Source organism: Paracoccus marcusii (genome assembly GCF_006151785.1).
In the GTDB taxonomy this organism is placed as follows: domain Bacteria; phylum Pseudomonadota; class Alphaproteobacteria; order Rhodobacterales; family Rhodobacteraceae; genus Paracoccus; species Paracoccus marcusii.
The window spans coordinates 1-13,068 of record NZ_VDDD01000016.1 but is presented as its reverse complement, the minus strand read 5'-3'; the positions used below and the strand labels follow the sequence as shown (position 1 = coordinate 13,068).

13 protein-coding genes are annotated in these 13,068 nt (G+C 68.5%); 4 read left to right on the top strand and 9 right to left on the bottom strand.

Annotation, left to right across the window (positions count from 1 at the left end; genetic code table 11):
- Positions 1 to 8: 8 nt before the first annotated feature.
- Complete coding sequence (gene uxaC / locus FHD68_RS04365) at positions 9 to 1,415, bottom strand: glucuronate isomerase (protein ID WP_127898748.1); 1,407 nt, start codon at positions 1,413 to 1,415, stop codon at positions 9 to 11.
- An 80-nt stretch (positions 1,416 to 1,495) separates the two neighbouring features.
- Between uxaC and FHD68_RS04360 the strand changes: the two genes are divergently transcribed.
- Positions 1,496 to 2,191, top strand: a complete 696-nt coding sequence (locus FHD68_RS04360) for a GntR family transcriptional regulator (RefSeq protein WP_127898749.1) — start codon at positions 1,496 to 1,498, stop codon at positions 2,189 to 2,191.
- Here the strand turns inward: FHD68_RS04360 and FHD68_RS04355 are convergent.
- Positions 2,188 to 3,453, bottom strand: a complete 1,266-nt coding sequence (locus tag FHD68_RS04355; protein WP_127898750.1) for a glycerate kinase type-2 family protein — start codon at positions 3,451 to 3,453, stop codon at positions 2,188 to 2,190. The genes FHD68_RS04360 and FHD68_RS04355 overlap by 4 nt on opposite strands.
- Before the next feature lie 164 nt (positions 3,454 to 3,617).
- Here FHD68_RS04355 and FHD68_RS04350 point away from each other — a divergent pair, with 164 nt between their 5' ends.
- Positions 3,618 to 4,148 (top strand): biliverdin-producing heme oxygenase, encoded by a 531-nt coding sequence (locus FHD68_RS04350; RefSeq protein WP_127898751.1) that lies wholly within the window; start codon positions 3,618 to 3,620, stop codon positions 4,146 to 4,148.
- Positions 4,149 to 4,195: 47 nt separating this feature from the next.
- A complete protein-coding gene (locus tag FHD68_RS04345) occupies positions 4,196 to 6,334 on the top strand; it encodes a histidine kinase dimerization/phosphoacceptor domain -containing protein (protein WP_127898752.1) in 2,139 nt (712 codons plus the stop codon).
- Here FHD68_RS04345 and FHD68_RS04340 read toward each other — a convergent pair.
- Together FHD68_RS04340 and FHD68_RS04335 are read right to left on the bottom strand one after the other, a co-directional pair.
- On the bottom strand, positions 6,315 to 6,782 hold the full coding sequence (locus tag FHD68_RS04340) for a response regulator (RefSeq protein WP_127898753.1): 468 nt from the start codon (positions 6,780 to 6,782) through the stop codon (positions 6,315 to 6,317). The genes FHD68_RS04345 and FHD68_RS04340 overlap by 20 nt on opposite strands.
- Entirely contained in the window at positions 6,779 to 7,894 is a 1,116-nt protein-coding gene (locus FHD68_RS04335; RefSeq protein WP_127898754.1) for a PAS domain-containing protein, read from the bottom strand. The genes FHD68_RS04340 and FHD68_RS04335 overlap by 4 nt, the downstream gene beginning before the upstream one ends.
- A 117-nt stretch (positions 7,895 to 8,011) precedes the next feature.
- On the opposite strand from FHD68_RS04335, the gene FHD68_RS04330 reads away from it, so the two are divergent.
- A complete protein-coding gene (locus FHD68_RS04330) occupies positions 8,012 to 8,629 on the top strand; it encodes a nucleoside/nucleotide kinase family protein (RefSeq protein ID WP_127898755.1) in 618 nt (205 codons plus the stop codon).
- Here FHD68_RS04330 and FHD68_RS04325 read toward each other — a convergent pair.
- From FHD68_RS04325 to FHD68_RS18920, 5 genes are all read right to left on the bottom strand, one after another.
- Positions 8,626 to 9,414, bottom strand: a complete 789-nt coding sequence (locus FHD68_RS04325; RefSeq protein ID WP_127898756.1) for an ABC transporter permease — start codon at positions 9,412 to 9,414, stop codon at positions 8,626 to 8,628. The two genes, FHD68_RS04330 and FHD68_RS04325, sit on opposite strands and share 4 nt — an antisense overlap.
- On the bottom strand, positions 9,411 to 10,292 hold the full coding sequence (locus FHD68_RS04320; protein WP_127898757.1) for an ABC transporter permease: 882 nt from the start codon (positions 10,290 to 10,292) through the stop codon (positions 9,411 to 9,413). The genes FHD68_RS04325 and FHD68_RS04320 overlap by 4 nt, the downstream gene beginning before the upstream one ends.
- Positions 10,285 to 11,349 carry an ABC transporter ATP-binding protein gene (locus FHD68_RS04315; protein ID WP_127898758.1) on the bottom strand — a complete coding sequence of 355 codons (1,065 nt, stop codon included), beginning with the start codon at positions 11,347 to 11,349 and terminating at the stop codon, positions 10,285 to 10,287. The genes FHD68_RS04320 and FHD68_RS04315 overlap by 8 nt, the downstream gene beginning before the upstream one ends.
- A gap of 50 nt (positions 11,350 to 11,399) precedes the next feature.
- On the bottom strand, positions 11,400 to 12,518 hold the full coding sequence (locus FHD68_RS04310; protein WP_045981663.1) for an extracellular solute-binding protein: 1,119 nt from the start codon (positions 12,516 to 12,518) through the stop codon (positions 11,400 to 11,402).
- A gap of 210 nt (positions 12,519 to 12,728) precedes the next feature.
- The gene (locus FHD68_RS18920; protein WP_167550363.1) at positions 12,729 to 12,917 is read right to left on the bottom strand and encodes a hypothetical protein; all 189 of its coding nucleotides are present in this window, start codon (positions 12,915 to 12,917) and stop codon (positions 12,729 to 12,731) included.
- Positions 12,918 to 13,068: the final 151 nt, after the last annotated feature.

The window sequence follows — 13,068 nt, the reverse complement described above, 5'->3', positions numbered from 1 at the left end:
ACAGATGCTCAAAGCTTGTAGGCCCGCTTGGCCAGGCCATAGGTCAGGTCGCGCGCCACCTCGGGGGCCTCGTCCTCCTCCAGACGTCCCGATGCGACCAAGTCGGCCAGCCAGGCGCAATCGACCCTGCGCGCCACGTCGTGACGGGCCGGGATCGAACAGAAGGCGCGTGTGTCGTCGTTGAACCCCACGGTGTTGTAGAACCCCGCCGTTTCCGTGGTCATCTCGCGAAAGCGGCGCATCCCTTCGGGGCTGTCATGGAACCACCAGGCCGGACCCAGCCGCAGGCAGGGCCAGACCCCGGCCATCGGTGCCAGTTCGCGGGCATAGGCGGTCTCGTCCAGCGTGAACAGGATCACCGTCAGGCGCGGGTCCATGCCCACCGCATTCAGCAGCGGCCGCAGCGCGGTCACGTAATCCGTGCGGCCAGGGATGTCGAAGCCCTTGTCGCGGCCGAACATCGCCAGCACGTCGTCGGAATGGTTGCGGCGCGACCCGGGGTGGATCTGCAGGACCAGCCCGTCGTCAAGGCTCATGCGCGCCATCTCGGTCAGCATGTGGCCGCGGAACGCGTCTGCCTCCTCTGCGGTGCAGGTGCCGCGCAGGGCCTTGGCGAACAGCGCAGCGGCCTGGTCGCGGGGCAGATCCTCCGTCCGGGCCGAGGCGTGGCCATGGTCGCTGGACGTCGCGCCATGGTCGATGAAGAACGCCCGACGCGCCCGATGCGCGTCCAGGTATCCGTCCCAGGTCGCGGTGTCGAACCCGGTCTGCTGGCCCATCAGCGCGACATTGTCGACGAACCCGGCCATCTCGGGGTCGATCACGCCGTCCGCACGATAGGCGGTGATGACCCTTCCCCCCCAGTCGCTGTCGCGGATCATCCGGTGCCAGCGCAGATCGTCGGTCGCGGCCTCGGTCGTGGCGATCGCCTCGATGTTGAAACGGTCGAACAGCGCGCGGGGCCGGAATTCGGGTCGGGCCAGGCACTCGGCGATGTGATCGTAATACCAGTCGGCCGTGTCTTCGGACAGGCGGCGGTCAATGCCGAAGACGTGCTGGAAGCTGTGGTCCAGCCACAGGCGCGACGGCGTGCCGCGAAACAGCGGATAATGCCGCGCGAACAGCCGCCAGATGGTCCGCCCATCCGTTTCGGTCGGCCCGCCATCGGCGCGGGGCACCCCCAGGTCGGTCAGCGCCACCCCCTGCGAACACAGCATGCGGAACACGTAATGGTCGGGCGTCACGAACAGCTGCGCGGGGTCGGGAAACGCCTCGTTCTCCGCAAACCAACGCGGATCGGTATGGCCGTGTGGGCTGATGATCGACAGGTCGCGCACCTGTTCGTACAGCGCGCGGGCCAGATCGCGGGCGCGGCCCTGGGTCGGGAACAGGCGGTCGTCGTCCAGCAGTGTCATGTGATCCCCTCCGACTCACTTGCCATTCCGCTAGTCGTCTAATATGCTAGTTTACAGGTTCGGTCAACGCGGGGATGATCATGTCGGTTCAGGAACTGGACAGCTTGCCACCGCTGCAGGATCTGCGCCCCCGCACCGTCACCGACCAGATCTTCGAGCATCTCTATGCACGGGTCGTCGGGCTGGACCTGCCCCCCGGCGCAAAGCTGTCCGAGGCCGAGGTCGCGGCCCGGATGGGCGTGTCGCGCCAACCGGTGCGCGACGCCTTCTATCGGCTGTCGCAGCTGGGCTTCATCCAGATCCGCCCGCAGCGCGCGACCACCGTCACCCCGATCTCGACCGAGGCGGTGATGCAGGCCTATTTCATCCGCAGCGCGCTGGAACAGGCGACCATGCGGGTCGCGGCGCTGACGTTGCAGCCGTCGGACTGGGATGGCCTGGAACGCCTGATCGACCTGCAGGAAGCCGCCAGCCGGGAGGACCGGCGCAGCGATTTCCATGCCCTGGACGACCAGTTCCACCGCGACATCTGCGCGGCGGCGGGCAAGGAATTCGTCTGGAACCTGGTGCGCGACAACAAGGGCCACATGGACCGCGCGCGCTTTCTGTCGCTGTCCTACGGCGCCTCGACCGCGTTCATCGAGCATCGGGAAATCCTGGCCGCCCTGCGTGCCCGCGACCCCGAGGCCGCCGCAGGCGCCCTGCGCGACCATCTAAGCCATATCGAACACATCCTGGAACGGCTGCGCATCGACCAGCCGGGCATCCTGGCCTAGCCGGCCGGGACCACCAGCACCGCCCGGAAATCGTTGACATTGGTCAGCGTCGGCCCGGTGCGGATCAGGCTGTCCGTCGCGTCGAACAGGCTGTAGCTGTCATGCCCCGCCAAGGCCGCACGCATGTCCAGGCCCAACTCCGCGACCCGCTGCGGCAGATCGGGGCCGATGATGGCGCCCGCCGCATCCTCGGTCCCGTCGATGCCGTCGGTGTCCGCGGCAAGCGCGTGGATGCCCGGCTGCCCGCGCAACGCCACGGCCAGGGACAGAAGAAACTCGGTGTTGCGCCCGCCGCGGCCGGGATCGCCCTGGCCGATGGTCACGGTCGTCTCTCCGCCCGACAGCAGGACCGCGGGGGCCGGGGCGGGGGTGCCATGGGCGGCGGTCGCGCGGGCGATGCCGGCCATGGCGATGCCCAGTTGCGCGGCCTCTCCCTCCAGCGCGTCGCCCAAGAGGACCGGTGTCACCCCGGCCCGCTCCGCCACGCGGGCGGCCGCCAGCAACGACATCTGCGGCGTGGCGATCAGGCGGTAATCGGCGTCGAAGGCCGCAGCGGGCTGCGGCGGCGCCATCAGCAGATCACGCGCCGCCTGCGGCAGGGCCGGGCCAAGCCGGTCGACCAGCCAGGACAGGTCCTGTCCGGCGGTGGGGTCCGGCACCGTCGGACCGGACGCGATGGCCGCCGGATCGTCGCCCGGCACATCGGAGATCGCCAGCGTCACCAGCCGTGCGGGCGCGGCCGCCTGCGCCAGCCGCCCGCCCTTGATCGCCGACAGGCGCCGGCGGACGCGGTTCATGTCCTCGATCGTCAGCCCCGACCGCAGCAGCAGGCGGTTGACCACGATCTTGTCCTCCAGCGTCAGCGGCGCGCCGGGCGCCGCCATCAGCGCCGACCCCCCGCCCGAGATCAGCGCCAGCAGCAGGTCGTCCGGTCCCGCCGCCTTGGCCGCAGCCAGAATCCGTTCGGCGGCATCCTGCGACGCCGCGTCAGGCACAGGGTGGGACGCCTGGCACACGGTGATGCGCCGCGTCGGAACCTGGTGCCCATGCCGCGTGACCACGATGCCGGACAGGTCGACATCGGGCCAGGCGGCCTCCAGCGCGGCGGCCATGGCGGCGGCGGACTTGCCCGCGCCCACCACGATGCAGCGGCCCTGCGGCTTGGGCGGCAGGTGATCGGCAAGCACCTGCGCGGGATCGGCGGCGCCCACCGCCGCATCGAACATGTCGCGCAACAGCGCCTGTGCCTGGTCCTGGTTCATTCCGCCTCCATCGGTGATCGCGTCGCCCGGGGGCGCGCCTGTGGCGCCATCATAGGGATGGTGCCGCGGTTTGCCAGCACCGCCGCCGCTGGCCCCTGCCCCGCCGATCTGCTAGGGCGCCCCGGATTGCGGCCCCGCGCCGCCCCAACCCGCCCGAGGCCCCGGTGACCCAGCATGTTCTGCGCAGCGTCCTTCGCGACGGCACCGGCGATCTGCACGCCACGCTGGATGCGCAGGTGGGCGCGCTGGACAGCCCGGCGGCCTATCTGGCCTATCTGCGCGGCAGCCACGCGTTTCGCAGCGCCATCGATCCGCTGCTGGAGGCCGGGTCCGCCCGGATCGGCTGGCGGCCGGTGATGCTGTCGGATGCGACGGCGCGCGATCTGGCGGACCTTGGCGCAGGGCGCCCGACCCCGGTGGCCTCGCCTGCCCTGCCCGACGCCGCGGCCGTCGCGGGTGCGCTGTATGTGGTCGAAGGATCGTCCATCGGTGCGACGCTGATCGCGCGCAGGGCGGCGGCCCTGGGGTACACCACGGGCCACGGCGCGTCCCACCTGGCGCTGCAGACGGGCGATCCGCGCCGGTGGCGGCGGTTCCTGGACTGGCTTCATGCCGCGGACCCGGACCCCGCGCGGGCGGTCAAGGCCGCGCGGGCGGTGTTCCAGACCGCCATGACCGCATTTACGCAACGGTAAACGAAAAGCAATTGGACGGCTGACCTGGGCCGCCTTAGAAATCCGTAATGTCCACAGCCCTGCCCAACCCTGCCGATGCCCGTGATCTGACTGCCTGCGACCGCGAACCGATCCATGTTCCCGGATCGATCCAGGCGCATGGCCACCTTCTGATCGTCGACCCGGGCGACGGCCGGATCGTCGGCGCCGCGGGACGCGCCGACGGCCTGACGCGCGACATGATCGGCCAGACCCTGTCGCAGGCGCTTGGCGGCGTGCTGCGCAATGCAATCGACGATCTGCCCGATATTGGTCCCGTTCCCCTGGCACCCGTGATGATCGACGGGGCATCCTGGGACCTGCTGGCCTATCGCAGCGGCGCGCATGTCGTGATCGAGATGCTGCCCGCGCTGGATCAGCCGCCGCTGGATGCACGTTTCCTGGGCCGGATGCAGGCGCTGGACGCGGTGCTAGAGCGGGCGTCGTCCCTGCCCGACCTGATGCGGAACGCGGCGGGCGTGTTCCGCCAGCTGACCGGCCACGCGCGGGTGATGATCTATCGCTTCATCGACGACGAGGCCGGGGCCGTGGTGGGCGAAAGCCGTGCCGAGGGCATGGGCACGTTCATGAACCACCATTTCCCGGCATCCGACATTCCCCGCCAGGCGCGCGCCCTCTACGTGCGCAACCGCGTGCGGGTCATCGCCGACGTGCATGCCCCGGTCCAGCCGATCACCGGCAGCGTTCCCGGGATCGAGGCCATCGACCTCAGCGATTCGATGCTGCGCAGCGTCTCTCCGGTGCACCTGCATTATCTGCGCAACATGGGGGTGGGTGCATCGGCGTCGATGTCGATCATCAAGGACGGGGCGCTATGGGGTCTTGTCGCCTGCCACCATCCCGAACCGCGCGACCTGTCGCTGGCCACGCGCCTGGCCTGCCAGTCCCTGGCCGACAGCCTAGCCCGCCAGATCCGCCTACGCGAGGAGACGGTGCTGTACCGTGAACGCATCCGGCTGCGCGCGCACGAGGATACCGTGCTGGCCCGTCTTGGTCCTGACGACCAGCTGGACCAGTTCTTCGCGCAATCCGCGGGACCGCTGGCCGAGCTGGTGGGCGCCGACGGCTTTGCCGCCGTTCAGGGCAGCGAGCTGTTCTCGTCGGGCAGCTGCCCCGATCCGGCGGCGCTGCGCCATCTGGCCGACCATGTGCGCCAGTCGGCGGCGATCACCCCCTTTGTCAGTTCCAACCTGGAACGCGTGATCCCTGCGGCGGCGGCCTATCGCGACGTTGCCAGCGGCATGCTGTCGGTCACCATGTCGACCGAGGTGCCGACGATCCTGATGTGGTTCCGCGCCGAAAAGCTGCAGGTCGTGACCTGGGCCGGCAACCCGCACAAGGACGTCCCCACGGTCCCCGGCGCCACGCTGGAGCCGCGCGCATCCTTTGCGGCCTGGTCCGACGAGGTACGGGGCAAGTCGCGCCCCTGGACCGCCGCCGAGGTCGAGGCCGCCAGCCGCCTGGTTCGCCTGATGCTGGAAGCCCGCAGCTCGCGACGCATCCGCCGGCTGAACGCCGAACTGTCCATCACGCTGCGCGAGAACGAGAGCCTGATCCAGCAAAAGGAATTCCTACTGCGCGAGGTCAACCACCGCGTCCAGAACAGCCTGGCCCTGGTGGCATCCTTCCTGCGCATGCAGGGCCGCGGCGCCGATCCCCTGGTCCGCACCCAGCTGGACGAGGCGCAAAGCCGACTGTCGGCCGTCAGCCTGGTCCATCGCCGCCTTTATCAGGACGACAGCGCCCAGATCGTGGATCTGGCGATCTATCTGGACGATCTGCTGCGTGACATGAAATCGTCGCTGGACCCGGCATGGGCCGACGCTATCCAGACCGAATTCGCGCCAATTCTGGTATCGGCGGACCGTGCGGTCAGCATCGGCCTGCTGACCAACGAGATCGTCGCGAATGCCATCAAGTACGCCTATGACGGCCAGCCCGGCCCGGTGTCGGTCGTGCTGTCGCAGACGCGCAACGGGATGCTGTTGTCCGTGACCGACAACGGCGTGGGGTCGGACGGGTCCATCAAGGGCACCGGCTTTGGCATGCGGATGGTGGCGTCGCTGGTCGAGCAGCTGGGCGGCAAGCTGCAGTCGGACACGAATGCGCCCGGTCTGCGGGTGGTGATCACCGCTCCCCTGGACTGACGCCCCATTGCGCGGCGAAGGCGGGCGAGGCCACGAAGCTGCCGGGTTCGGGCGACACGGGGGGCGGATCGCACACGCCCTCCTCCAGGTATTTCAGCGCGGCGACGAACCCCGCCGATGAGAACGGCTTGGCGATGACGCCATGCGCGCCGTCGAAATCGTCGGGGATCTTCTTGGGATTGGCCGTGACAAAGACCACGATGGTGTCGGGCCACTGCTTCTGGATGGCGCTGTTGACCTGCAGGCCGGTGCTGCCGCGTGCCAACTGCATGTCCACCAGCGCGACGTCCGGGGCCTTGTCCGTGGGCAGGGCCATCACGTCCTGCAGCGACGATGCCACGGCCAGCACCTGATGGCCGGCATCCTCGATCATCATCTCGATGTCCATCGCGATGATGAACTCATCCTCGACCACGAGGATCGACAGCGGCGCCTTGGGGCGGTTCATGGAATTTCCTTGTCGATGACGACGCTGACCTGAATCGACCCCTGATCGGTCCTGGACCAGGCCACGCGCGTTCGTGTCTGTGCGGCAAGCCGAGAGATGATCTGTTCGTTCACCCCGGACGGCGAATAGACCGGATCGGCCTCGGCGTCCCCCTGGCCCGGAGGTCCGAAGCCGATGGACAGCTCGACCCGCGCGGGCGTCGTCCGCGACGAGATGTCGAAGACCTGGCCCTTCGCGACGTTCTCGGGGCGGATCATGTGCGCCAGGATCTCGTTCACGATCAGCCCGATCGCCGCCGCCTGCCCCGCAGGCACCTCGGCCCGGCCCAGATCGGCGCGGATGCGGATGTCGCAATCGGCCCGGCTTTGCGTCAGGTCGGAGGCAAGGTTGACGGCGTAGGATCCGATGTCGAACCGCGTCACGTCGTCGGACTGGTACAGGTGGCGATGCACCGTGGCCAAGGCGTCGATCCGGGTCATCATCGCGCGCAGCATGTCGGCCGTGTCGCTGTCCGCCGCCTCGCGCAGCTGCAGGCGCAGGATCGACCCGATCATGGTCATGTTGTTCTTCACGCGGTGATCGACCTCGTGCAGCAGCAGACGCTGTGCATCCAGCGAATCGCGCAGTTCGGCGACGCGGCGGGTCACCTCGGCCTCGACCCGCGATTTCTCGCGCGCCATGCGGGACTGCACGTCGATCCGGTCGGTGACGTCCAGCTGCGATGCAAAGAAGAACCGGATGCGGCCCGCATCGTCACGCACCGGGCTGAGATACAGCGCATTCCAGAACGACGTCCCGTCCTTGCGATAGTTCAGGATATCGACCGAGATGTCGGTCCCGTTCTCGACCGCCTCGCGCAGGCGGCGGATCGTGTCCTGGTCTGTCTGCGACCCCTGCAGGAACCGGCAGTTGCGGCCCATCAGTTCGTCGCGGTCGTACCCGGTCAGGCGCTGGAACGCGTCATTGGCAAAGACGATGGGATTGTCGGGCAGGCTGGGGTTGGTGATGATCATCGGCATGCGCGTTGCCCGCACCGCGGCCGCGAAGGGATCGCCGCGTCCGTGTTCATGATGCAGCGCCTCGGTCAGGTGCCAGTCGTCCCGTTCGTCCACGTCGCGTCCCTTGTAAGCCTGCCCCAGACCCTGTCGTCTGCTTCAAGGCACTGCCGCCTTGAATGGTTCCGGAATATCGGAAAAGGATCGCGGTGACAGGCCCTCAAAGGTGACATGATGACCACGACGACAGATCTTCCCGACCTGAGAGAGCGCCTGCGGACAATGGCCCGCGGCCCCGGCCGGACCATGGTCGCCCTGGCGGGCCCTCCGGGCGCGGGCAAGAGCCATGTCACCGACGCGCTTCTGGCCGATCTGCCGGGGGCGGCGCTGCTGCCGATGGACGGGTATCACCTGGACGACCGGCTGCTGTCGGCACGCGGCGATCTGCCGCGCAAGGGGGCGCCCTGGACGTTCGACCTGAACGGCTTTGCGGTCATGCTGGAGCGGCTGGCCGCCGATGACGGCCGCGACGTGCTGGTCCCCGTATTCGACCGCGACCTGGAGATCAGCCGCGCCGCCGCGCGTGAGATCCCCGCCAGCGCCCGGCTGATCCTGGTCGAGGGGAACTATCTGCTGCTGGACCGGCCCGGCTGGCGCGACCTGGGGCATCATTTCGCGCTGACCGTGATGCTGGACGTGCCGCAAGCTGTGCTGCGGGCCCGCCTGACGGCCCGCTGGCGCGACCTGCCCGCCGATCAGGCCAGCGCCAAGCTGGAGGCCAACGACCTGCCCAACATGGAACTGGTGCTGACCGCCAGCCGTGCACCCGACCTGATCCTGCCGAACGGCTAGGCCGCGCGCCGGCGCCGCGCGACCTCATAGGCGATGGCCCCGATGACCGTGGCCACGATGATGACCAGCGCCAACGCGTTCACCGCGGGCGTCAGGCCGGTGCGGACCTTGGTCGCGATGAAGACGGTCAGGGGCGTCTCGAACCCGCGCACGAACAGCGTGGTGTTGTAGTTCTCGATCGATTGCAGCACCGCGAGGCCGGCCGATGCGATCAGCGCGGGCCGCAGGAACGGCAGCGTCACGCGGCGGAACACCATCACGCGGCTGGCGCCGAGACCCAGGGCCGCCTCCTCCTGCGTGCGGTCGAACCGCTGCAGGCGGGCCATGACCATCAGCATGACATAGCAGATGATGAAGGTCGACTGCGCCAGCACGATCAGGAACACCCCGCCGCCCACGCCCATCTGCCGCCACAGGATCAGGGTCGAGATCCCGATCACCACCCCCGGCGTCAGCAGGGGCGACACCATCACCGCATAGGCAAAGCTGCGCGCCCGCGCATGCAGCGATGTCAGGACCAGCGCCGCCGCCGTGCCCACCGGCACCACAATCACCACCACGCAGACCGCGACCAGCACGGATGTCCACAGCGACTGCCACATGGCGGCGTCCGCCCACATGGCGGCGAACCATTCCGTCGTGGTCCCCTGCCACGGGATCACCGTGGGAAAGCGGCTTTCATTGAAGCTGGCCGCGCCCATGATGATCAGCGGTGCGAACAGATAGGCCGCGAAGACCATCAGATACAGCCGGAACATGGCGCCGAAGATGCGTTCCGCCCTCATTTCGCGACATCCGTCAGGTTGACGCGGAACAGCCGCAAGGTGATCAGGACGACCGCCAGGCACAGCACCAGCAGCACCAGCGCATAGGCCGCGCCGCGGTTCCAGTCGCCGCCCTCGAAGAACCAGTTGTAGATGATCTCGGTGAACCATCGGCTGCCGGGCGATCCCAGCAGCGCGGGCGCGACATAGCTGCCGGCGGCCAGCATGAAGGTGAACACGAAACCCGTCGCGATCCCGGCCTTGGCATGGGGGATCACCACGCGGGTATGGATGCGCCAGGGCGACGCGCCCAGGTCGCGGGCGGCCTCGACCTGGGCTTTGTCCAGCGATTCGATGGCGTTGTAGATCGGCAGCAGCATGAACAGGATATAGGCATAGACCATCGCCGCCAGCACGCCTCCGTCGCCCTGCCAGCGGATCGGTGCGTCGATCAGGCCGATATTCGTCAGCACCGCGTTCAGCGGCCCGCGATAGGCCAGGATGATGAACCAAGCCAGCGTCCGCAGCACCTCGTTGATGAAGAAGGGGATGATGATCAGCATCATCGCGATGGCCAACTGCCCCGTCGTGGCCCGCTGCGCCATCCAGAAGGCGATGGGATAGCAGACGGCAAAGGTCACCGCCGCCACCAGGCCGCTGGCCCAGATCGTCTTGAGGAAGATCGCGCGGTGCGTGGGCTCTCCGGCAAGATACAGGATGTTCGACAGCGTATAGGTGTCGTCCGGCCCCCCCAGCGCCGCGGGCGGCAGGTTCGGTCGCAGGGCATAGTCGATCATCATCAGGTTCGGGGCCAGGACCATCACGGCCAGCCAGAACAGGACCAGGATTAGGAATATCGTCGAAAGCCCCGGTCCGAAACGGTTTTTCAGATCACCCATCGCCCAGCACCACCGCATGTCCCGCGTCGAACCCGAACCCTGCCCGGCTGCCCGGAACCGGCGCATCGGCCAGCCGCGTCGAGGGCACCGATGCCGTCAGCGCCGTCCCGCCGTCGAACCGGCCGTGGACCAGCGCAAAGGAGCCTTCGAAATCGACGCGCTCGATCTGCGCCTGCAGGGGGTTTTGGCCGATACCGGGCACCAGCGCCTCGGGGCGGACATAGATCGTGCCCTGCACACCCGGCGCGGCACCCTGTCCCGCGCGACCGGTCAGCGGGCCCAAGTCGGTCTCGATCCGGGCGGTGCCGGCCTGCACGTCGGTGATACGGCCGGGAATGGCGTTCGTCTCGCCCACGAAGCGGGCCACGAAGGGCGTGGCGGGGTTGTCGTACAACTCTCGCGGCGTGGCGACCTGTTGCAAGAGCCCCGCCGACATCACGGCGACGCGGTCGGACATGGCCAACGCCTCGGACTGGTCGTGGGTGATATAGATGAAGGTGACGCCCGTGCGCTTCTGCAGGGCGCGCAGTTCGGCGCGCATGTGCTGGCGCAGCTTCAGGTCCAGAGCAGAGAGCGGTTCGTCCAGCAGCAGGACGCCCGGTTCCACGGCCAGGGCGCGGGCGATGGCCACGCGCTGACGCTGGCCGCCGGACAGTTCGCCCGGCATGCGGTCGCCGTATCCCTCCAGCGCGATCAGGCGCAGCAGGTCGTCGGCCTTGGCCCGGCGTTCGGCGCGGCCGACCCCGCGGGCCTCCAGGCCGAAGGCAATGTTGTCGCGCACCGACATCAGCGGGAACAGGGCCAGCGACTGAAAGATCATCGCGGTCGGGCGCTGGTTGGGGCCTAGCCCCTTCATGTCCCGGTCGCCGATCAGCACGCGCCCCTCGGTCGGCTCTATGAAGCCCGCGATCATGCGCAGGATCGTGGTCTTGCCGCAGCCCGACGGCCCCAGGATGGAGAAGAACTCTCCGGCCTCGACCTTGAAGCTGACATCGCTGACGGCGCGGGTGGTGCCAAAAGTCATGCCGATGCCGGCAAGTTCGACCGAATGGGACATTGTGTCTCCTGCAGGAATTGAGGGGCGGCGCAAACCGCCCCCGGTTGGGTTCAGGCCGACAGGAAGCGGTCCTGATACTCGTTGCGCTTGGTGATGTACCAGCTTTCCTGGATCGGCCACCACCACAGCTTCTCCAGCGCGTCGCCCGGATAGGCGGCGGCGAAGAAGGCCTTGGCCTCGTCCGAGGTCAGCTGATCGGAGCCCACCGCGGTCGAGTTGATCTTGGTCGCGTTGGTGTACATCGCGCCGGCCTCGGGCGTCAGGAACCAGTTGATGAAGGCATAGGCACCGTCCAGGTTCGCGGCCCCCGTCGGGATCGACAGACCCTCCATCCAGGCCAGCGCGCCTTCCTTGGGCGCGATGAAGCCCACGGGCAGACCTTCGGACGCCAGGGCGGCCGCGGTCGAATCCCAGGTCTGGCCCACGGTGGCGCCGTTGACGCGGAACGCGCCCTGGGCCTCGTTCTCGTTGGTCCAGAACTGGATGATGTTGCCCTTGCGCGCGATGGCCTCGGCCAGGATCACGTCGAAGATCTCGATCTGCGCATCGGGATCGGTGAACGCATCCAGCAGCGGCCGCGGCAGCTTGCCCTCGGCCTCCAGCCACAGGCCCAGGCCGATCAGCGAGGAATGCCCGCGCACGGTCGCCTGCGCGCCGTCCTTCCACAGATCGCCATAGGACGCGGTGCCGTATTCCAGCGGGTTCTGTTCGGTATCGAAGGCGATCGCCTCGGTGCCCCAGTCGGTCGGCACCTGGTACCGCTTGCCGTCCACGACCGCGCCCAGGTTGACCGAGTTCTCCCAGGCACTGGGCAGGACCTTGGCGACCTCGATGCGCGATTCGTCCAGCGGCTGGATCAGGCCGAACTCGACATAGTTCGGGACGCGGTCGACGGTCGGCCAGATCAGGTCGAACCCGGCGCCGTTGTTGGCACGCAGCTGGTTCAGCAGCTCGTCGTTGGTGCCATAGGGGGTGAAATTCGGGGTGATGCCCGTGGCCTCCTGAAAGGCGCCCAGGATCTCGTCGTTCAGATAGCCGGCCCAGGCAAAGATGTTCACCTGCCCCGCACCCTGCGCCATGGCGCCGCGCGCCAGATAGGGAGAGGCCAGCGCCACGCCAGCCGTGGCCGCAGCCCCGCGCAGAAGGCCGCGTCGGTCGATCCGTGTCATAGAAAGATCCTCCATGTCGTTGTCACTCAGCCGTTTCCCGTTATCGGGCATGCGTGTCGATAAAATGACACGACGCCAAGGGCTTTGGCTTGGCCCGCAGCCTAGACCGGGGCCGCGCCAAGGCAAAGTGTCTTCTTGGCCAGCCCGTCGCGGCATGGAAAAAGGGCCGCCCCGGACGGGACGGCCCTTGCGGCGCAGCCGGCGCCGCGATCAGCGGGCGGTTTCGCGCACCAGCTGGCCCTGCGGGTCCAGTTCCAGGGTGACGGTCTCCCCGTCGGGATTGGTCGCGTCCAGCAGGACCCGCGGTCCCTCCTGGCGCATCAGGCCGAACGCGCTGTAGCCCGCCTGCGTCAGGCGCTGGTTCGCCGCGACGGTGTCGAATTGCGGCGCGGGGGGCATGTCGCCGCGCGGACCGTCATCCCGGGAGCCTTCGGCACGCGGGCCATCACCCCGGGGGCCTTCGGCACGCGGGCCATCACCCCGGGGGCCTTCGGCGCGCGGACCGTCGCCGCGGGGACCATCGCCGTGGGGGCCGTCACCCCGCGGGCCG